15 protein-coding genes and 1 pseudogene are annotated in these 19,602 nt (G+C 67.9%); 11 read left to right on the forward strand and 5 right to left on the reverse strand.

All coding sequences use genetic code 11. The annotated features are described in order from the left end of the window. Position 1 precedes the first annotated feature (1 nt). The gene (locus J2853_RS15275) at positions 2 to 910 is read left to right on the forward strand and encodes an IS3 family transposase (protein WP_307556253.1); all 909 of its coding nucleotides are present in this window, start codon (positions 2 to 4) and stop codon (positions 908 to 910) included. Positions 911 to 940: 30 nt separating this feature from the next. On the opposite strand, the pseudogene J2853_RS15280 reads toward J2853_RS15275, so the two are convergent. Then, positions 941 to 2,050 (reverse strand): annotated as a pseudogene (locus J2853_RS15280) (ISAzo13 family transposase); the annotation flags it as partial. A gap of 233 nt (positions 2,051 to 2,283) precedes the next feature. Then, positions 2,284 to 2,661: a hypothetical protein gene (locus J2853_RS15285; protein ID WP_307558430.1), complete on the reverse strand. Its 378-nt coding sequence runs from the start codon at positions 2,659 to 2,661 to the stop codon at positions 2,284 to 2,286. Between the two features lie 498 nt (positions 2,662 to 3,159). Here J2853_RS15285 and J2853_RS15290 point away from each other — a divergent pair, with 498 nt between their 5' ends. From J2853_RS15290 to J2853_RS15320, 7 genes are all read left to right on the forward strand, one after another. Beyond that, positions 3,160 to 3,402 (forward strand): hypothetical protein, encoded by a 243-nt coding sequence (locus tag J2853_RS15290; RefSeq protein WP_307558432.1) that lies wholly within the window; start codon positions 3,160 to 3,162, stop codon positions 3,400 to 3,402. Positions 3,403 to 3,665: 263 nt separating this feature from the next. After that, a complete protein-coding gene (locus J2853_RS15295; protein WP_307558434.1) occupies positions 3,666 to 4,217 on the forward strand; it encodes an RNA polymerase sigma factor in 552 nt (183 codons plus the stop codon). Continuing rightward, positions 4,214 to 5,407: a hypothetical protein gene (locus J2853_RS15300; RefSeq protein WP_307558436.1), complete on the forward strand. Its 1,194-nt coding sequence runs from the start codon at positions 4,214 to 4,216 to the stop codon at positions 5,405 to 5,407. The genes J2853_RS15295 and J2853_RS15300 overlap by 4 nt, the downstream gene beginning before the upstream one ends. A 210-nt stretch (positions 5,408 to 5,617) precedes the next feature. After that, positions 5,618 to 6,130, forward strand: coding sequence for a hypothetical protein (locus tag J2853_RS15305; protein ID WP_307558438.1), 513 nt, complete (start codon positions 5,618 to 5,620; stop codon positions 6,128 to 6,130). Positions 6,131 to 6,665: 535 nt separating this feature from the next. After that, positions 6,666 to 7,826: an ISAs1 family transposase gene (locus tag J2853_RS15310; protein WP_307555645.1), complete on the forward strand. Its 1,161-nt coding sequence runs from the start codon at positions 6,666 to 6,668 to the stop codon at positions 7,824 to 7,826. A gap of 654 nt (positions 7,827 to 8,480) precedes the next feature. Further along, positions 8,481 to 9,752 (forward strand): IS256 family transposase, encoded by a 1,272-nt coding sequence (locus tag J2853_RS15315; RefSeq protein WP_307568692.1) that lies wholly within the window; start codon positions 8,481 to 8,483, stop codon positions 9,750 to 9,752. A 220-nt stretch (positions 9,753 to 9,972) separates the two neighbouring features. Further along, positions 9,973 to 11,259 (forward strand): endonuclease Q family protein, encoded by a 1,287-nt coding sequence (locus J2853_RS15320; protein ID WP_307558439.1) that lies wholly within the window; start codon positions 9,973 to 9,975, stop codon positions 11,257 to 11,259. Between the two features lie 105 nt (positions 11,260 to 11,364). Here J2853_RS15320 and J2853_RS15325 read toward each other — a convergent pair whose 3' ends face one another. Further along, positions 11,365 to 11,868 (reverse strand): XdhC family protein, encoded by a 504-nt coding sequence (locus J2853_RS15325; protein ID WP_307558440.1) that lies wholly within the window; start codon positions 11,866 to 11,868, stop codon positions 11,365 to 11,367. A gap of 216 nt (positions 11,869 to 12,084) precedes the next feature. On the opposite strand from J2853_RS15325, the gene efeU reads away from it, so the two are divergent. From efeU to J2853_RS15340, 3 genes are all read left to right on the forward strand, one after another. Beyond that, the gene (gene efeU / locus J2853_RS15330) at positions 12,085 to 12,933 is read left to right on the forward strand and encodes an iron uptake transporter permease EfeU (RefSeq protein WP_307558442.1); all 849 of its coding nucleotides are present in this window, start codon (positions 12,085 to 12,087) and stop codon (positions 12,931 to 12,933) included. An 11-nt stretch (positions 12,934 to 12,944) separates the two neighbouring features. Then, the gene (efeO, locus tag J2853_RS15335; RefSeq protein ID WP_307558444.1) at positions 12,945 to 14,087 is read left to right on the forward strand and encodes an iron uptake system protein EfeO; all 1,143 of its coding nucleotides are present in this window, start codon (positions 12,945 to 12,947) and stop codon (positions 14,085 to 14,087) included. A 90-nt stretch (positions 14,088 to 14,177) separates the two neighbouring features. After that, positions 14,178 to 15,029 (forward strand): DUF72 domain-containing protein, encoded by an 852-nt coding sequence (locus J2853_RS15340; RefSeq protein WP_307558446.1) that lies wholly within the window; start codon positions 14,178 to 14,180, stop codon positions 15,027 to 15,029. 226 nt (positions 15,030 to 15,255) lie between these two features. Here J2853_RS15340 and J2853_RS15345 read toward each other — a convergent pair whose 3' ends face one another. Further along, the gene (locus J2853_RS15345; RefSeq protein ID WP_307558448.1) at positions 15,256 to 18,537 is read right to left on the reverse strand and encodes a hypothetical protein; all 3,282 of its coding nucleotides are present in this window, start codon (positions 18,535 to 18,537) and stop codon (positions 15,256 to 15,258) included. A 229-nt stretch (positions 18,538 to 18,766) separates the two neighbouring features. Then, positions 18,767 to 19,564 (reverse strand): SDR family NAD(P)-dependent oxidoreductase, encoded by a 798-nt coding sequence (locus tag J2853_RS15350; RefSeq protein WP_307558450.1) that lies wholly within the window; start codon positions 19,562 to 19,564, stop codon positions 18,767 to 18,769. Positions 19,565 to 19,602: the final 38 nt, after the last annotated feature.

A 19,602-nucleotide genomic window follows, 5' to 3' on the forward strand; every position in this document is an offset into this window, starting at 1 on the left:
CGTGGCGGCCTTCATCAGCTCCCAGAAGACCGAGCACGACGTCCCCCACGCGGTGACCTGCCGGGCCTTGGGTGTCTCGCAGTCTTGGTACTACAAGTGGCGCGACCGGGCGCCAACGGCCCGCCAGCAGCGCCGCAAGGATCTCGACGCGGAGATTGCGGCGAAGTTCACCGCCTCGGGCGGCACCTACGGCAGCCCACGCATCACCCGTGACCTACACGAACAGGGATGGCGGATATCGGAGAACACCGTCGCGCAGCGCATGGCCGAGCTTGGCTTAGCCGGCAGAGCACCAAGGAGACGCCGATCGCTGACCCGGCAGGGCAAACGGCCTGCCGCCCCTGACCTGGTGCGGCGCTCGTTCACTGCGGTCGCGCCGGACGTGCTGTGGTGCGGCGATGTGACCGAGATCGTCACCGACGAGGGCAAGCTGTATCTGGCCACGGTCGAGGATCTGTTCTCCCGCCGGTTGCTGGGGTATGCGATGTCGGAGCATCACGATGCGGCGCTGACCATTGCCTCCCTGCAGATGGCCGCTGTCACCCGCGGCGGGAACGTCGACGGGGTGATCTTCCACACCGATCGCGGCAGCGAGTACACCGCTGCCCGCTTCCAAGCAGCCTGCCGGCATTGGGGCGTGGTCCAGTCGATGGGCCGGGTCGGCTGTGCACTGGACAACGCCGCCGCCGAGTCGTTCAACTCCACCCTCAAGGTCGAATACGTGCACCGACACCGCTTCCGCGCCCGGGCCGAAGCCCGGCTGAAGATCGCGACCTGGATCGCTGACTTCTACAACGCTCGCCGACGACACAGCGCCGCTGACGGGCTACCACCGATCGTCTACGAGCAGCAGATCATGACCGCTCGAATAGCCGCCAGAGCGAGGCTTCAGGAGGCCAGCGCCGCATAACCGAATCTCCACGTTTTCAGGGGATAGACAGTAGATGCTGATATCGAGGTCGGCGTGCACGCGAAGCCCGGTGCGGGTGGTGGTGGAGGCGATGGTCTGCATGATGACCTCGTGGCTGCTCAGCGGTCGGCCCCGCCAGTTCATGGTGATGTGCGAGAACAGCCGATGCTCGACCTTGTTCCACTTGGAGGTGCCGGGCGGAAAATGGCACACGGTGATCTCCAGCCCGGTCTCCACCGCCAGTGCGGCCAGCTCAGACTTCCAGGCTCGGGTGCGATACCCGTTGGATCCTCCCGCGTCGGCGGTGATCAGCAGGCGTGTGGCCAGCGGGTAGTCGTTGCTGCCGGTTGCTTTCCACCAGCGGCGGATGGACTCCACGGCGAAGGCGGCGGTGTCGTGGTCGGTGCCGACGTTCACCCAGCCGGCATTCGCCGTGAGGTCGTAGATGCCGTACGGCACCGCTTTGCCCAGGCTCTGGTCGAGGAAGTCGTGGGTGCGGGTGGCCGTCGGTTCGCCCACCGGCCGCCAGGTTCGGCCCGCGTTCTTGAACTCCCCGACGAGTTCCTTCTTCTTGGTGTCCACGCTGATCACCGGATCGCCCGTGTGCTGATAGCTCGTGACCTGCTCGTTGATGTAGCGGAACTGGCCATCGCGGTCCGGATGCTGCTTGCCTTCGATGGTCTTGGCGTTGGCCTGCAGGCTGAATCCTTCCTCTCGCAGGAGGTCGGCGATGACATCGGCGCTGACCCGATGTCCTTGCTGCGTCAGTTCGGTGGCCAGGGTGCGGGTGGACTTGGTGGTCCACCGCAACGGCGACATCGGATCGCCCCGTTCGTCCGGTTCAACCAGGGCCAGCAGCGCTGGCCGCAGCCCGGGGTCCAGATCGACCAGGCGTTTGCGGCCCCCACCCCGGCGGCGCGCCCGCCCCAGCGGCTCGGTACCTGAGTCCAGCTCATCGACTCCTAACGACACCGTCGCCTCACGGACATCCGCAGCTCGGGCCACCGCCCGGATCCCGCCATGCCCCAAGGCACGAGCTTCGGCCCCCATCAGCAGCCGCCGCTGCCGTTCATCCAGATGAGGAAAAATCGTCCCGAACTTCAGCCTCAGCGTCTCCACCGTTTCCTGCGTCACGCCCATACCATCTCAACGAACGCAAACCCGGCAAGCTACGGCTTATTTCTCTGCGAGCCCTAACTACCCGGCCTTGGGGCAAGGCCCCCTGGGCATCAGCCACCAATCCAACCCCTCATGAATTTGAACAAGCGCTGCCCAGGTGGGCGACCGGTCGGCGAAGGCAATCGGAGCCGCCCGAGCGATGTCGCAAGTTGCGGAGTGGCTCGAACGTCGACACCGCGCCAGCGTGCCCGCTGCTACGCGGTCAACGTCACCACCAGGAACACCGCCCCCAGCACCAGCGCGACCGGTGTCATCACCGAGCGCTCGAACTTGCTGCGCGACAACAGGTTCAGCACCGAATTCAGCACCAGGTAAATCACGATCACCCACATCCCGATCGTCAACAGCGGCTCGCCGATGATCGACACCAGGCCGGCTTTGCTCAGTAGGAACAGCGCGAACACAACGTAAATCGGGACCGCGACTACGCTCCCGATCCGCAGGTTTCGAGGCAGCACGTCGTACTGACCGCCCCAGGCGAAGCGGCCCAAAGGCGCTCCGGCAGCAAGGGCGATCTGGAAAACGGCGAGTAGGGCGAGCAGGATCAGGCCTATGATCGCAAATGCTGACATGGCCTGACGCTACCGGGTTTCGAGGTCAACAGGTGTCCCCGATGGGTTTCCTGGGAAACAACCTCCAAGGCCCTGGATGGCGGGGCTGAATCGCCCCGGCTTCGATGGAGACCAGGGGCACACCACCTCCACAGGACCCGGGGCAGACCACAGAGCCTCCATCGAGGCTGGGGCGATTCATTGGGCACAGCCCCGGTGGCGTGGACCATCTGTTGCCACCGAAGGAAGTTCGGCATGGCTGCACACTGGAGGGCGGCCGGCATCTCAAGGGACAGATCGGGTTCAGGCGCGCTTCCGGGCTTTCATGTTCGGCCTGTGACAAAATGTCACAGGTGCGCTTTCATGCCGATCTGCACATGCACTCGAAATACTCCAGGGCCTGCAGCAAGGAGGAGAAGGCCGGGTCAACACTTTCCGGCAAGCCGAGCACGAGAGAATATAGGTGCTCAACAGGCGGACCGAGGGCATCACGTACCCGCCGAACTGTATGAACAGCCGATGAGAACGCCAGATGAGTCGCAGGGGCAGCCGATCATCTGGGAATGTCAAGCACTGATCGGCGAGAATCTTCTCTACAGGGTAGATCCGGAGGAGCTTACCAAGCTGACGATGCAACTCATTGTCTTCTCCGTCGGCTTAAGTAAGCCATTAAGCGTTCAGGAAGTACTGGCACGTTATTGCGAATGTGAGGTAACGGCCGTGGTTGCGCTGGGGTCGATGGGGCCTTCGGAACGCATGTGATCTGATCGTCTCGTCGCGTGTTGCTGGGCTTGAAGGGGATTACGACCGTGTCGGTGAGGTCGAGTTCGTCGATGCGATCCCCGCTGGTGCCGGGCGGCCCTGGCAGGGCCGCCGGGAAACGATCTCAATGGCGAGTCACGGGATCGTCCTTGGCCAGCTCGAAGGCGACCGGCGCCGCGAGGCTCTGACCTGGGGATGAAACACTTCCGGAGGTGCCGGACACCTGCTGGTGTGTTCTAGCACCTTTTGATGAGGAGACACCTGTGCAGGATCCACGCGGGCCCTCCGGCGCGCGCGATCGTTTCGAGGCACTCTACCTCGCCCATTACCTGGCGATCCATCGCTATGTGCTGCGTCGTACCGAGTCGCCCGACGACATCGCCGACGTGATCGCGGAGACTTTCCTCGTCGCGTGGCGGCGGCTGGACAGCGTTCCCGCGGGAGAGGCCACCGTGTTGTGGTTGTACGGCGCGGCCCGCCGCGTCCTGGCCAACCACCGGCGCGGGGAGTCACGCCGCACCGCGCTGGCCTCGCGGCTACGTGACGAACTGGCCGCCGGTCGGGGGACGATGCCTGCCCATTCACAAGCCGAGGCAGTCCACACCGCCTTCGCCACCTTGACCCCAGCAGAACGGGAGGTACTCGCGCTGGCCTACTGGGAACAACTGACCGGCCCACAGATCGCCAAGGTGCTCAACTGCAGCAGCACTGCCGCCCGGCTGCGTCTGTACCGGGCCCGCAAGCGGCTGACTCGGCTGCTCGAGACGACAGACGAGTTCCATGTGATCTCCGTTTTGAGGGGAGAGACCCGATGAGCAAGATCGACCGCATGATGTCGGCCATCGATCCCGCCGCCGGCTCCGCTGAGCCGCGCTTGAGCCAGGGTGTCTATGACCTGCTTGAGGAGATCGTGGCGACCCCGCCCGCGCGCCGTCGGCTGTCCTGGCTCCCGGTGGCAGGCCGGCGCCGCCTGGCCTGGGGATGGGCCCTGGGGACGGCCACGGCCACGATTGCCGTCGTTATGGCTGTCGTCACGCTGGTGGTGAACCTGGCCACCGTACCCATACTCGTCCCCGCACCGGTGCTCGTCCCGGCCGGCCGCAACGATGCCCTGCTCCGGCTGGCGGACCAGGTCGTACAACTGCCGGACGACAGCGGCGTCTACTGGCTCAGGCCTCTGCTCAACAACGGGCTGATACGAGTCCAGGCGGGCGGCGAGAGGTTCAATGTGCTCTCCTCGACACGGATCGACCTTTGGCAGCCGCGCGACCCCCGCGACCCTGTCCAGGTGGAGAGCCGGGAGCAGTTCACCCGGCCCGCCACTCCTGCCGACGAGCGCACCTGGCGGGCGGTCGGCTCTCCAGCCACGGTCCAGAAAGTGTGTACGCCGGGCACCCGCGTGCAGGACTGTAAGCAGATACGGCTGCACACAACCTCCTCAAAATGTGTGTATACACGCGCGACCGAACCTGGCGGCGTGCTCGATGACCGGCGACTGGGCGAACTTACGCTCACCGACCTCGCAGCACTGCCCGACGACGCCGTCCGGCTGCAAGAAAAACTTCGGACCTACTGGAAAGCCAGTCAGGATGGGGATAGCTACGAGGAGTTCCTCTCCAGAGCCTCGGCGCTGCTGGAACTGCCGGTCAAGCCCCCGGTCCGGGCGGCCGCCCTCCGCCTTCTGGCCGCACTGCCGACCACCACAGTGGGCGGCTCGGCCACCGACCCGCTGGGGCGCTCGGGTATCGGGGTCACCTTCGTGAAGAGCGAGGGTTTCTCCGCCCAGTTCGGCGCTGACGACGAGGTGGCCGAGCGGTACTCCACCATCCTCGACCCGCAGACCGGCACCATCCTGGCCCACACTTCCAGCGCAGCCGAGAGCGCGGAGGGGATCGAGAAGGGGACGGCCATGTACTACCAGGCGTGGGCACCTGAAGCCGGCTGGACAAGCGAACGCCCCGAGCGGCCACACGGCTGCCGGCTCAGTGACCGCCCGATCCCATGACAGGGCGCCCTGTACAAGCGCTATCGGCCTCCGGGACTGGTAGAACACAGAAATTGGCAGTAGCGATGATCATATTACCGGCGGCCCACGGATCGGCCTAAGAACTCCTAACAGAATGAGGTCGGCCGCGTCTGGGAACATGATTGGTCCTTGGAGTGGGCCGTCTACCCAAACTGGGGCAACTCCGGAAGTGTCCTATACGATCTTTCAATGCTGATGCGGAAGGACGTGCCAACAGACCGTCGCTCGCAGGCGTGGTTCGTGGTGGCAGTGAGTGCTTCGCTGGTGCCGTGGGCGTTGCTCGCCACGACGGAGAGCGGAGGGTCTCCCCTTCCCTTGCCTTTGGCAATGCTCGCCACTTTCTTTCCCGGGGTCTCGAACCGGGACTTCATAGCTCTGGACGTCTTTGTCATCGGCGTCCTGCCGCTTTTGATGGGCGTCGCCGCCATGAAAAGATCTCGCACGCTGGTCGGCACTATCAGCGCGATCTGCGGTGTCCTGGCCTTGCTCCATCTGTGGCTCGTGCTGGGAGAACTTCCGATAACCCTTCCGCCGGCGGATGCCACCGCGGACATGTTCGCCGGCAGTCAACCGGACTTCCACTTCGGTACGCACCCGGAGGGAGGGCTCTGGGCGCTGGCGCCCGTCGCCTATGCGGCCAGCGTTATCGCACTCCTTGTCGCCGCCCGACGGGGAGGTCGCGGGGTGACGCGGGACGGCTGACCTTGTGCCTGTCGTACTCCCTGTTCACTTTCCGGTCCCCATGCCCAATGAGGCTCTGCTTGCGTCCGGGATCGCGGTAACGGCGTTCGATCGTGGGTAGCAGCGACTCGATACGTTGCCGGGTCTCATCGGGGACAATCCGCGGTGGCCGCTCACCCTTCCTCACCCTCGGTTCGACGATTGGCCATGTTCCCGGACGCTGCCGACCTCATTCTGTTAGGAATTCTAAGGCATCGGTACTCGGCTCTTACTCACTCGAGTTCGTACGCGCCCTCAGAGTGAGTGTCGGTAAGGTCGGGTCGCCCGAAGGAATCTCATCCTCGGGCGACCCCAGGGCCCCGGCATAGTGGCGTTGAATGATGTGATGTCCGGTTCGCGGAGTGACGGACGCGAAGCCGGCCGGTAAGCAAGCAGGCACGATCTTCGAGATCATGAGGTTCTCTACGCCAAATGATCAGAGAAGGCCGTGCCTGCCCCCTCATCATTGCCGATCAACCCTGCCCTGAACCAACTGGCCGAAGTGAGCTGCGACTCCATGCCCGTCGTAGTCGCCGAGTACGCCAGCCTGCTGGATCAGTTACGGCAGGTTCCCGATCCGCGCGATCGACGCGGGATCCGACACGCGCTGGCTTCGGTACTGGCAGTGGCCGCAGCGGCGGTCCTGGCCGGAGCGCGGTCCTTCACCGCGATCGGCGAATGGATCGCTGATGCTCCAGTCCAGGTCCAGGCCATATTGGAGGTCAGACGCGACCCCGTGATCGGAGCTCATCGGCCACCACACGAGGCGACGATCCGCCGGTTGCTGGAGGTTGTCGACGCCGACATGCTCGATGCGATCCTCACTGGGTGGCTGACCGCCCGCCTGCAGATACACGCCGAAAGCGCCCCGACATCCGGGCGCGGCCGACAACGCCAGGCCATCGCGGTGGATGGCAAGGCGCTACGCGGTGCTCGCCTGGCCGAACACAGCACCGTGCACCTGCTGGCCGCCTTCGATCACAACTCCGGCTTGGTGCTGGCCCAGACCGACGTGGACGGCAAAACGAACGAGATCACCCGATTCCAGCCCCTGCTGGAAGGTCTTGACCTGGACGGATGTGTCCTCACCGCCGACGCGCTGCACACCCAGCGCGATCATGCCACCTTCCTGGTGACCAAGAAGAACGCCCATTACATACTGATCGTGAAGAAGAATCAGCCCAGCCTGCACACCCAGCTCAAACGCCTGCTGTGGAAACGGGTCCCCATTGCCGACCGCCGGCGCGATCGCGGACACGGCCGCGAGGAACGCCGCACGCTGAAGGTGCTCACCGTCAAAGCCGGCCTGCTCTTCCCGCACGCTGTCCAAGCCATGCAGATCAAACGCCAGGTCAGGGATCTGAAGCAGGGCAAATGGCGAACCGTGACCGTCTACGCCATCACCAGCCTGCCCACCTGGCAGGCCAGCCCCGCCGACCTCGCCGCATGGATCCGCGGCCACTGGAGCATCGAAAATCGGCTCCACTACGTCCGCGACGTCACCTACGGCGAGGACCACTCCCAAGCCCGCACCGGCAACGCACCCCGCAACATGGCCGCCCTGCGCAACCTCGCCATCGGCGTTCTGCGCCTGACCGGCGCGACCAACCTCGCCCAGGCCATCCGGCACCTCTCCCGAGACGCCACCCGCCCTCTGGCCCTCCTCGGCCTCACATGATCAAGAGCCGCCCAACCGACTTTGCCGGGGCCCTGCGGGCGACCCGACCTCAGTGATTCGGTGAGCTGACCTGTCCCCGGACGCGTGAACGTGATGGGGAAGCTCATAACGGGCCCTCAGGCAGGCTGTTCGCAGAGACGTCAGGGGGATGAACGCTGTTTGTGTGCCCAGTTCCCCAGGGGTGGGTCCTGCCGGCGCGGGAATGCTGGCGAGGCGTTCGACGAGTGCTACGACGGTGTCTCGGTCTCCCTCTGACGTGGGCGCACGGCCTGCCCTGCCTGGATGAGCTCGCCGATGATCGGGCCGACCGGCTTGGAGAAGACTCGAGAGGTCTTGTTCGGTGGCACGTGCAGCAGGCAGATCTTGTAGGGCTGCCCGGTGGACTCATCGACGGCCTCGTCCCAGCGAATGCAGTCGAGTTCGAGGCGGCGGATCTCGTCGATCCGGCATCCTCCGAACAGCGAGACCCCTACCAGGGCACGGATTCAATCGGGTAGTAGGTGGCGTGCCAGCCGGATGCTCTGGCGAGCAATGATCGAAACCTGTGGATCTGCCGGGGAGGGGTGTACCTTCCCGGATCATCCGATGATGGTTTCGAGATAAGGCCGACGTTGGCGCGTCGGTCGGGAAGGCACACCCGTGCCGCTCACCGTAGTGCCCGAACCGCCCGCTGACGACAGCTCATCGACGGCCGCCGCCTCCTCGTTGATCGATGAGATCGTCCGTGAGGGCGCCCGTAAGATGCTGGCCGCCGCGTTGCAGGCCGAGGTGGACGCCTACATCGCCGCCTTCGCTGACGAGCGCGATGCGGCCGGTCGCCGTCTGGTGGTGCGTAACGGCTCCCATCAGCCGCGCGAGATCCTCACCGCGGCCGGCGCGATCGAGGTCACGGCCCCGCGCGTCAACGACAAGCGCATCGACGAGCAGACGGGTGAGCGTCAGCGGTTCTCCTCATCGATCCTGCCGGCCTGGGCGCGTAAGACCCCGCAGGTCAGCGAGGTGTTGCCGCTGTTGTACCTGCACGGCCTGTCCTCGGGCGATTTCATCCCCGCGCTGGGCCAATTCCTCGGCTCGACCGCGGGCCTGTCCGCGCCGGTGATCACTCGTCTGACCGAGACCTGGAAGGGCGAGCAGCGCGCGTTTGCCGCCCGCGACCTGTCCGGCGCCGACTACGTCTACCTGTGGGTCGACGGCATCCACGTCAACATCCGGCTGGAGGAGCACAAGCTGTGCCTGCTGGTGATGATCGGGGTGCGCGCTGATGGCCGCAAGGAACTCGTCGCGCTGAGCGACGGCTATCGGGAGTCGGCTGAGTCGTGGGCCGATCTGCTGCGCGATGCCAAAAGGCGCGGGATGCGGGCGCCGGTGCTGGCGATGGGGGACGGTGCGCTGGGGTTCTGGTCCGCGCTTCGGGAGGTGTTTCCGCAGGCCAGAGAGCAGAGGTGTTGGTTTCACAAGATCGCTAATGTGCTGGGGGCGCTGCCGAAGTCCGCTCACCCCGCAGCGAAGAAGGCCCTGGCCGAGATCTGGAACGCCGAGGACAAAAACCATGCCCAGGCCGCGGTCAAGGGCTTCCAGGCCGCCTACGGCGCCAAGTATCCCAAGGCCGTGACCAAGGTGGTCGACGACCTCGAGGAGCTGCTCGCCTTCTATGACTTCCCGGCCGAGCACTGGGTGCACCTACGCACGACCAACCCGATCGAGTCGACCTTCGCCACCGTCCGGCACCGCACCAAGGTCACCAAGGGGCCCGGCTCACGCGCTGCCGGGCTGGCCATGGCGTTCAAGCTGATCGAGTCCGCCCAGGCCCGCTGGCGCGCGGTCAACGCCCCTCATCTGGTCGCGCTGGTCCGCGCCGGGGCGACCTTCACCGGCGGCAAGCTCGTCGAACGACCCGACGACCACGTCCCATCCGCAGCCGCTTAAAAGATCTTGATCCACAGGTATTGACGATTGCTCTGCTCTGGCCGCCAGGGTCCCGTAGGCGCGTAGATCATCGGCAGTTAGGGTCAGGCCCGCTGCCATGAGCTTGGCCCAGGTGAACCGCGCCGGGATTGCTGCAGGCTTTGATGTACCCCGAGTTCGACGGAGTCGGCTTGGTGGACCTTCAGGCTCTGCGTGTTCGACCTGTGACAAAATGTCATAGGTGCGCTTTCACGCCGATCTACACATGCACTCGAAATACTCCAGGGCCTGCAGCAAGGACAGCGACCTGGAGCACCTGACGCTGTGGGCACGGCGCAAGGGTGTCACTGTGATGGGCACCGGCGACTTCACCCATCCGGTCTGGTTCGACCACCTCCGTGAGTCCCTCGTTCCGGCGGAGCCCGGCTTGTTCCGGCTGCGCGCGGAGCTGGACAAGGACACCTCTCGCAGGCTGCCGCCCAGCGTGGCCTCCGACCCGGTGCGGTTCATGCTGTCGGTGGAGATCTCCACGGTCTACCGGCGCGCGGGGCGCACCCGCAAGATCCATCACCTGGTGTACCTGCCCGGCTTCGACGCGGCGGAGGCGTTCAACCGCAGGCTGGCCCAGATCGGCGACCTCGGCTCGGACGGCAGGCCCACCCTTGGCCTGGACTCCCGCGACCTGCTGGAGATCACCCTGGACTGCGGCGACGGCGCCTATCTGGTGCCGGCGCACGTCTGGACGCCGTGGTTCGGGGTGTTCGGCTCCAAGTCCGGGTTCGACACGGTCGAGGAGTGCTACGGCGAGCTGTCCGACCACATCTTCGCGCTGGAGACCGGGCTGTCCAGCGACCCCGAGATGAACTGGCGGGTCTCCGGCCTGGATCGCTACCGGATGGTGAGCTACTCCGACGCGCACTCACCGCCCAGGATCGGCCGTGAGACCACCGTCTTCGACGTTGGCCTGGACTACTTCGCGATTCTGCGCGCGCTGCGGACCGGCGCCGGGTACGAGGGGACGGTCGAGTTCTTTCCCGAGGAGGGCAGGTACCACCTGGACGGGCACCGCAAGTGCGGCGTCCGGATGACCCCGGAGGAGACGCGCAGGCGCGACGGTGTCTGCCCGGTGTGCGGCAAGCCGCTCACCGTGGGGGTGCTGAGCCGGGTCGAAGAGCTGGCCGACCGGAAGCAGCCCGTGCGGCCGGACGGCGCCGCCGGTTTCCGCAGTCTCGTCCCGTTCCAGGAGATCGTGGGTGAGGTCCTCGGCGTGGGACCGACGAGCAAGAAGGTGCTCGCGGAGGTCGACGCGCTCGTCGCCGCCCTGGGGCCGGAGCTGGCGATCCTGGAGAACACGCCCATCGACGACATCGCGGCCCGCTCCCTGCCGCTTGCCGAGGCCGTACGCCGGTTGCGTCGCGGCGAGGTGATCCGGGACCCCGGATACGACGGTGAGTACGGGGTGATCCGGCTTTTCGCGCCCGGCGAGCCGATCCCGGCGGACGCGGCCGTCACCCCGCCGCTTTTCTAGGGCAGCCCCGTCGCACCGCCGCTTTCCTGGAGCCCTCTGTCACCCCGCCGTCTTCGGCAAGGCCGCGGCCGGCGCGCCGGGATCGGGTGTGTCGCGTGCCGTGTCTCAGAAGTGGAAGCCACCCGGACGGCCGTTGCGGTCGGCGAGCAGGCCCGCGAGAGTCGCGAGGGCGATCTCCGGCGGCGTGCGGGAACCGATGTTGAGACCCACGGGGCGATGGACCTGGGCGATCTTCTCCGGTGGCACGCCCAGTTCGGCGAGTGCCTTGACGTGTGGGCCCTCATGGCGCGGGTTGCCCATGATGCCGACCCACCGGACCGGACGGGCGAGGACGTCTCGCAGTACCGTCCCCACCTCGGCGCGATGGTGGTCGGTGACCACGACATCGGCCGTGCCGTCCAGCTCCGGGCCGGCGGAGGTCAGGGCTCCGGAGGGCGCGAGCGCAGGGTCCGGTTCCAGGAGTAGCGTGCGGAACCCCAGTTCGGCGCCGAAGCTGAGCAGGAACCCGGCGACCGGGGAGGCGAACACCGCGACCAGGGTGCGCGTCTCGCTGTCCGGCCGCGCGTCGCCGTGCGCCACCGCGCATGCCGGGTCAGGTACGTGCGTCATGTCGCCAGCTTACGACGGCAGGCCGCCGCGAGCCGCCGACCGCTCAGGGGCGGGAATCGCCGACAGGCGTGGATGATGATCATGTCCGGTCCGGGTCCTCACCAAGATCCCGACTCTAGGGACAGTGTGTCATTTTTGACTCGATACACCCCACGAAGGAAACTTGAGGGCATATCAAGTAAGGTTTGCCTGCCCTAGTTTAGGCAAGCCTTCCTAATGACCCTTGGAGTGACGGTGTTCGCCAGCTACCTCATTGGCCTGCGCGAAGGGCTCGAGGCCACGCTCGTGGTGTCCGTTCTCGTCGCGTTCCTGGTCAAGGGCGATCGCAAAGACCGCCTTTTCCTCGTGTGGGCGGGGGTGATCGCCGCGGTGGTGCTCGCCGTCGGATTCGGCGCGCTGCTCACCTTCACCGCGGCTCACCTCGGACACCAGCAGCAGGAACTGTTCGACGCGATCACCTCGTTGCTCGCCACCGTCTTCGTCACCTGGATGATCTTCTGGATGCGCCGGGCCGCCCGGTCGCTCTCCGGCGACCTGCGCACCAAGCTCGGCGAGGCGATCCGGCTCGGTCCGGTCGCCGTGGCCGTCATGGCGTTCCTGGCCGTGGCCCGCGAGGGCCTGGAGACCTCGCTGCTGTTCTTCGCCTCCGTACAGGGCGCGACCACGAGCGCCACCCCGCTGATCGGCATCAGCCTGGGCATCCTCACCTCGATCGTGCTCGGCTGGGGCATCTACAAGAGCGCGCTCAAGGTCAATCTCACCAAGTTCTTCACCTGGACGGGGTTGCTGCTGATCCTGGTCGCCGCCGGCATCTTCAAGTACGGCGTGCACGACCTGCAGGAGGCCAACATCCTTCCGGGTCTCTCCACCCAAGCCTTCGACATCAGCGCCATCCTTCCCCCCGACTCCTGGTGGGGCGCGCTGGTCGCCGGCATGTTCAACATCACTCCGCAGCCGACCGTGCTGGAGACTATCGCCTGGGTCGTCTACGCGGTGCCCACGCTGATTCTCTTCCTTCGCCCGCAGTCCAAGCGCCCGGCGCCCGCCGTCACGACACCTGCCTAAATAGGAGCACCATGCGTACGTCCATCACCCTCGTCGCCGCCGGGCTGGCCTTGGCAGCACTGTCCGCCTGCTCCGGCGAGCCCCAGCAGGCGAGCACCGCCGCGAGCGCCGGCCCCGCCAAGGACAGCAAGATCGCTGTTGCGGCGAACGACACCGAGTGCAAGGTCGCCGTCAGCGAGGTGAGCTCCGGCACCTCCACGTTCGCCATCACCAACGGCGGCTCCAAGGTCACCGAGTTCTACGTCTACGCGCCGGGCGACCGGGTGATGGGCGAGGTGGAGAACATCGTCCCCGGCCTGACCCGCGACGTCATCGTCGAACTGCCCGCCGGCACCTACGAGACGGCCTGCAAGCCCGGCATGATCGGCGATGGCATCCGCAACCCGCTGAAGGTCAGCGGCGAGCACACGCCGCTGACCGACGACGCCATGCTGGCGGACGCCACCGCGAGCTACAAGCGCTACGTCAAGTCGCAGAGCGACACGCTGCTGGTCAAGACCCAGGAGTTCGTCGACGCCGTCAAGGCCGGCGACATCGACAAGGCCAAGGACCTCTTCCCGGTCGCGCGCACCTACTGGGAGCGCATCGAGCCCGTCGCGGAGATCTTCGGCGATCTCGACCCCGCCATCGACGCGCGCGAGGCCGACCTGGAGGAGGGTCAGAAGTGGACCGGCTACCACAGGATCGAGAAGGACCTGTGGATCAAGAAGGACGTCTCCAAGGACGGTTCGATCGCCGACAAGCTCATGACCGACGTCAAGACCATCGTGGACAAGTCCAACACCGCGGAGCTCTCCCCCGTCCAGCTGGCCAACGGCGCAAAGGAACTGCTCGACGAGGTGGCCACCGGGAAGATCACCGGCGAGGAGGACGTCTGGTCGCACACCGACCTGTGGGACTTCGACGCCAACCTGCAGGGATCCAAGGCGGCCGTCCAGTCGCTGCGCCCGGTGCTGGAGGAGCGCTCGCCCGAGCTGGTCAAGACGCTCGACGAGAAGTTCACCGCCGCCGAGGCCGCACTGGACTCCCACCAGAAGGGCGACGGCTGGAGGCTGCACAACGAGCTGTCCAAGGAGGAGCTGAAGGAGCTCTCCGACGCGATCAACGCGCTGGCCGAGCCGATCAGCAAGATCGCCGCCATCATCGTGAAGTGAGCCGCCCGGCCCGTGCCCGCCGTACGGCGGGCACGGGCGGCGGTACCCCTTCGGTCCTCTCTCCTGCGAACCTTGGATAGCGTCGAGGCCATGCGGCTTCATGTGGGATGCGCGATGTGGTCCAACACGGCGTGGCAGGGACGCTTCCTGCCCCATCCGCTTCCTCCGGGGGAGCGCCTGCGGTCCTACGCGACCTGGTGCAACGCGGTGGAGGGCAACACGACGTTCTACGCGACACCGACGAGGAGCACGGTGGAGTCGTGGGCCCGGCAGACCGCCCCCGGCTTCCGTTTTGTGGCCAAGCTGCCCAAGTCGATCACGCACGATCGCCGCCTCACCGGCGTCGACGAGGAGCTCCGATCGTTTCTAGAGGCGATCGAGCCGCTCGGGCCGCGAGCCCACGCCCTCTGGATCCAACTGCCGGCGTCGTTCGGCCCGACCGACCTCGGCGCCCTGGCGGGCTTTCTCCACCGGCTCCCCCGCTCGCACAGGTACGCCGTCGAAGTCCGCCACCGCGCGTTCTTCGACGACGCGCGATCCGAGCGGCTGCTCAAAGGCGTTCTCGCCGGCTCCGATGCCGAGTGGATCCCGTTCGACACCGACACCCTCTTCCGGAGTCCCCCGACCAGCGACGCCGAGCGAGACGCGTGGGCGAAGAAACCGCGCGTGCCACGGCGGGCGTTCGCCCTCACCGACCGTCCGATCGTCCGCTATCTCGGCCGGGACGACACGGCGCGCACGGTCGAGGGCTGGCAGCCGTGGATCGGCACGGTCGCCGGATGGCTGCGCGAAGGCCGCTCGCCGACGGTGTTCATCCACACCCCCGACAACGCCGACGCGCCGATGCTCGCCCGGCGTTTTCACGATGACGTGCGGGCGCTGCTGCCCGGGATCGAGCCGCTGCCCGAACCCGTTCCGGTCGAACCGCTGACCCTCTTCTGACCGATCGCGGCACCACCTGACGGAAGACGCCGCGCGCCGTAGGCCCGGACCGAGCTGATCGCGGCACCACCTGACGGAAGACGCCACGTGCCGGCGGCCCGGACCGTGCCGCCGGCGATGGCGTGACGGCCGGTCCGGCGTCATACACGGCGGGATCCGCCGCATGCCCCGACCTCCCGCTCCATGAGACGGAGGTCAGGGCAGGCCACCCCGGTGAGACGAGGGGTCAGCGGGGTCCGTCACCGTCCAGCACGCGCTGCCAGGCGGCGGCGAACAACTCCGGCAGCGGCCTGGCGGGCAGGAACTCACCGCTGACCTTGTCGCCGGAGAGCGTGAGCCCGTACGGCCCGGCCTTCCAGGTCTCCACCGGCAGGTGCGGCTTGTCCGCCTTCGCCCAGCCGCCCGGCAGGAACACGCCGCGCCCCGCGCGCGCCCGCTTGGCCTCCACCACCAGGCCGCGCCCGGCCAGGACCGCCACCGCGCCCTTGTGACGGGCCGGCGTCCAGCCGTTCCAGAGGCGGACGTTCTTGTCGGTGGGGGCGAGCAGCGCGAGCAGTTGGAGATAGAGGGCCGCCGGGTCCGGCTCAAGGCCCAGCCGCTCCCCCACCTCGGCCACGAGGTCCGGGACGACGGCCCGCGGGTTCGCCTCGTACGCGCCACCGGGCAGCGCACCGGACCGGATCCGCGCCGTCATGCGCCGGCAGGCGTCGTCGAGCAGCCATTCGACGGCGGTGAACTCCCGGCTGCCGTACCAGAGCGTGGTCATCAGGGTCTGGGAGCGGGAGTCCTCGGTGAACAGCGCGGGCCGGAAGAACAGCCTCGCACGGTCGTCGAACGAGGTGTTCCGGCCCAGGAGCGCGACGGTCAACCCGTCGTCGACGACGTCCGCCCCGAGAGGCTCACGGCTCCGATAGGGCTCGTCGCCGAAGAGCGCCCGCAGCTGTTCGGGCCGGTCACGTTCCCGTCCGGGCAGTCCCGCCTCCAGCAGCAGGCCCGGATGGGCCAGCCGTTCCCACAACAGGTCCACCGTGTCGCAGGCACCGTCTCGGACGGGGTCACCGGCGGGAAGTTCGGCATAGGCCCAGCGGACGCCCTTGGCGAGAGTGGTGAGGAGTTCTTTGAACTCCGGGACCCTCCTCTCGACGCCGGCGACGTCTACCATGTGACGCCCCCTCTCGAGCCAGGTGTCGAGGTCGGCGGTGAGGAGCGGAAGGCCGCGCGGGTCGGCGAGCGCCGCGCACAGATCGCCGCCGGACATCGTCGGCGTCCCCAGCGCCCTCGCCGCGGCCAGGGTCTCCTCGGGTATCCGCGGTCTGCGGCCGAACCGCTCGATCCACCCCTCGGCCACGTGCTCGGCGACGGCGCGCAGCCCGCCGGGCTCCCACAGCCGCTCCGGGTCTTCGGGCAGCGCGCCGGCCAGAAGATCGAGCCGCTGCTCGTCGGTCGGCTTGCCGAGCTCCACACGGGCGTCGTCGACCTCCGCGGCCTTGATCTGGAGGATGCCGCGTTCCGTCGCGTCGAGGAAGGGCAGCGTGTAGCTGCCGGCGCCGGGGATTCCGGCGAGGACGAGTGCGGCCGCGGCACGGCTCAGCCCGGTGCGTTCCGCGAGAAGGTCGACGGCCTCGCGATCCCAGGGCACCGGACCGCGCTCGCGGACGAGGGAGACGAGACGGCGCAACCGGCCGGCGTCGCCCCAGCCGCGCGGGACGCCGGCCACCGTGAGGACGGTCCCGAGGGCCGGCGGATCCGCCTCACCGGTGCGCAGGTCGACGAAACGACGCCCGACCTGGTGGACCCACCCCGTCGCGACGGCCGCACCGCTTTCGTCGCGGACGACGCTCCGCTCGGCCTCCACCACGCCGACGCGCAGCGGCGCGTCCGGGTCCGCGAACACGGTCTCGGCCCAGACCTCCAGCAGGGCCAGCAACCGTTCACGGCGTTCGGGGCGGGTCGAGGCGGCCGCCGCGCGAAACGCCACCCCGCCGATCCGGCCGATGAGCGATTCCCACCGAATCTGGGGCCACTTCGTGGCGCCGGCCTCCTCCATCTGGTCCTGACTCAGTGAGCCCTTCAGGAAGGCGTCGGCGACCTGGATGGATGACAGGGTTCTGTTGGCGCTGACGCTGCCGACCAGCCCGTAGAGCGCGTTGACGAGGGATTCGTCGTCCAGAGGATGCCGCATGAGCGCCCCCGCCGACGGCGTCCGGAGCAGCGGGCGCAGCGCGGGCACCCGCGCGAGGTTGTCCCTGCCCGGCCGGTCGACGAGCCTGCGCACCAGGGGCGCGAAGCCCGGGTCGGCGGCGAGCGCGGGGATGTCCTCATCCGCGTCCCGGTCCGACAGCCAGACGGAGAAGTCGAGGGAGGCGTCCGGCACCGGGGCCGCCACGGGCACCCCGTGCGCCAGGCAGGTCTCCAGGACCCGGACATCGATCTCGCGGCGGCCGTTGGAGAGCCCGTCCAGCCGCACCGGGACGCCGTCGGCGGCGAGCCGGGCGCTCATGGAGACGACGAGGGCGGCGAACTCCCGCGGCACGGTTCTGGCGTATCTGTCCCGGTGAGGCCGCTGAGCGTGCAGCACCGCCCGGCCGAGCCAGCCGGCCGCGCCGTCCGAGGGCTCCACGCCGTAGGCGTCGTCGCCGGTCAGGGCGGCGAGCGCCTCGCACTCTCCGAGGAGTTCCAGCCACCAGCCGTCGATCCCGTCGGCGGAGGGGAACAGCTCCAGCAGCATGCTCCGCACCCGGGGCGAGGCTTTCGCCAGCGAGACGAGCTCCGGGCGCAGCGCCTTCCACAGCTCCGCGGGGGCATGACGGAACGCGGGCAGCGGCAGCAGCCGCTCGATGAGGCGCCGCCGCTCGTCGGCCGGTTCGTTCCCGGCGGCCTCCGCGAGCGTCGTGATCTGGCGGGGCAGCTCCGGCCAGGGCGGCAGCCCGCTCCGCGTGCGGACCTCGGCCAGCTCGGCCAGCGCGTCGAGGGCGGGCTTGGGCTCGAACCGGTCTCGCAGCCCGGCCGCGAACCGGCCGGCGGTCTTGCCGCTCAGCGCACCGGCCGCCGCGAACTCCAGGTGGGCCGCGCACCATGAGGCGGCCTCGATCGGCAGTGAGTGCGTCTCTTCGGCCTCGCGCGCCCTGCCGAACGCGGAGGCGGCCCGCTTGGCGTCGCCCGCCCGCAGGAGTGCCCGGGCGGCATGCTCCCAGAAGACCGGCAGCTGCTCGACGGGCAGGCCGCGGGCCAACCGCCCGTAGATGTCCGCCGCGTCGCCGGACGTGGCGCGGGATGCCCGATGGAGGACGGGGACGGTGGCCAGAGCCGTCTTCGCACCGGCAGGGTCGTGGACCAGCGCCCATGCCGGGTAGGCCCTGGTCTCCAGCGCCTGCCGGGGTATCGGCTCGTGCACGGCGCCCCGGTCGTCACGGCAGATCAGCTCGTTGTCGTCGTCGAGGCTCAGCTCGTATCCGTTCCCGGCCGGAGCCCACTGCCGCGGGTCTGCCGGTGACGTCAAATCTCCCATGCCCGGCATGCTCGCAGACAAGGCCGACAAGATCCGCATTTGGGCGATCTCCCCAAGATTCCGGGGGCCTGCGGGCGGTCGGCGGCGGGGGACGCGCTTCGGCCGAACCCGGCTCCCAACGGCGGCGCCAGGACCGGCATTCCCGGGACCAGGACAGAAGGTCTTCCGTACGGTGGCGGCGAGGTGACGAGCAGGGCGTCGGTGGCGATGAGCGTGTCGGCCGGTCCGGTCACGCGTCGTGCCAGCCTCCGTCGATGCGCAAGGTCGCGCCGGTGATGTAACCCGCCACCGGGCTGGCCAGGAACGCGACGAGGTCGGCGTACTCGCGGGGCCGGCCGACGCGGCCGACGTCGTTGGGCGAGAGCCCGTTGACGAGGTTCGGCTCGATCTCCCGCCAGGTCTCCCCCCAGCCGTTCCGCCGACCCATGTTCACCAGGAATTCCTGGATGGCGGGGGTGAGAACGCCTCCCGCCGCGACGGAGTTCGACGTCACCCCGGAATGCCTCAGCTCACGCGAGAGGGACGTGGCGAGGGTGTTCCGAGCGGCGTTGGTCGCCGCGTAATGGGGCTGGCTCGCCGCGGGCAGCTCGCCGGTGACGCTGCTGATCTGAATGACCCGTCCCCATCCGCGCTCACGCATGCCGGGAACGAGGCGCTGGATCATTCGCACACTGGAGATGACATTTACATTGTAGATTTCGGCCCAGTCCTCGGGAGAGGAGCCGGTCCAGCTCATCGTCATGTCGTAGACGCCGACGTTGTTGACGAGGATGTCGACCGGCCCGCCTCCGGTCACCGCGGCCTCGACCGCGTCGGCGCCGGCGTCCGTGCCGAGGTCGCCGATGGCGACGGCGGCGTCACCGCCGTCCTCACGGATGGACGTGGCCACCGCCGCGGTCCTTGCCTCGTCCCGTCCGTGGACGACGACGGAGGCGCCTTCGGCGGCCAGCAGCTTGACGATCGTCTCACCGAGCCCGCTGCTCGATCCGGTCACGAGTGCCCGCTTGCCGCTGAGTCGCAAATCCATCGTGGTGATCTCCTTTACGCGCCCCCGACGCCTGTTCC

This window comes from Streptosporangium lutulentum (assembly GCF_030811455.1).
Taxonomy (GTDB): Bacteria; Actinomycetota; Actinomycetes; order Streptosporangiales; family Streptosporangiaceae; genus Streptosporangium; species Streptosporangium lutulentum.

What these genes read in the sequence shown, in the direction of transcription:
- J2853_RS15285 (WP_307558430.1), bottom strand. Translation starts at nt 2,661, where the DNA reads ATGTCAGCATTTGCGATCATAGGCCTGATCCTGCTCGCCCTACTCGCC.
- J2853_RS15290 (WP_307558432.1), top strand. Translation starts at nt 3,160, where the DNA reads ATGAGAACGCCAGATGAGTCGCAGGGGCAGCCGATCATCTGGGAATGT.
- J2853_RS15300 (WP_307558436.1), top strand. Translation starts at nt 4,214, where the DNA reads ATGAGCAAGATCGACCGCATGATGTCGGCCATCGATCCCGCCGCCGGC.
- J2853_RS15305 (WP_307558438.1), top strand. Translation starts at nt 5,618, where the DNA reads ATGCTGATGCGGAAGGACGTGCCAACAGACCGTCGCTCGCAGGCGTGG.
- J2853_RS15310 (WP_307555645.1), top strand. Translation starts at nt 6,666, where the DNA reads ATGCCCGTCGTAGTCGCCGAGTACGCCAGCCTGCTGGATCAGTTACGG.
- J2853_RS15325 (WP_307558440.1), bottom strand. Translation starts at nt 11,868, where the DNA reads ATGACGCACGTACCTGACCCGGCATGCGCGGTGGCGCACGGCGACGCG.
- efeU (WP_307558442.1), top strand. Translation starts at nt 12,085, where the DNA reads ATGACCCTTGGAGTGACGGTGTTCGCCAGCTACCTCATTGGCCTGCGC.
- efeO (WP_307558444.1), top strand. Translation starts at nt 12,945, where the DNA reads ATGCGTACGTCCATCACCCTCGTCGCCGCCGGGCTGGCCTTGGCAGCA.
- J2853_RS15340 (WP_307558446.1), top strand. Translation starts at nt 14,178, where the DNA reads ATGCGGCTTCATGTGGGATGCGCGATGTGGTCCAACACGGCGTGGCAG.
- J2853_RS15345 (WP_307558448.1), bottom strand. Translation starts at nt 18,537, where the DNA reads ATGGGAGATTTGACGTCACCGGCAGACCCGCGGCAGTGGGCTCCGGCC.
- J2853_RS15350 (WP_307558450.1), bottom strand. Translation starts at nt 19,564, where the DNA reads ATGGATTTGCGACTCAGCGGCAAGCGGGCACTCGTGACCGGATCGAGC.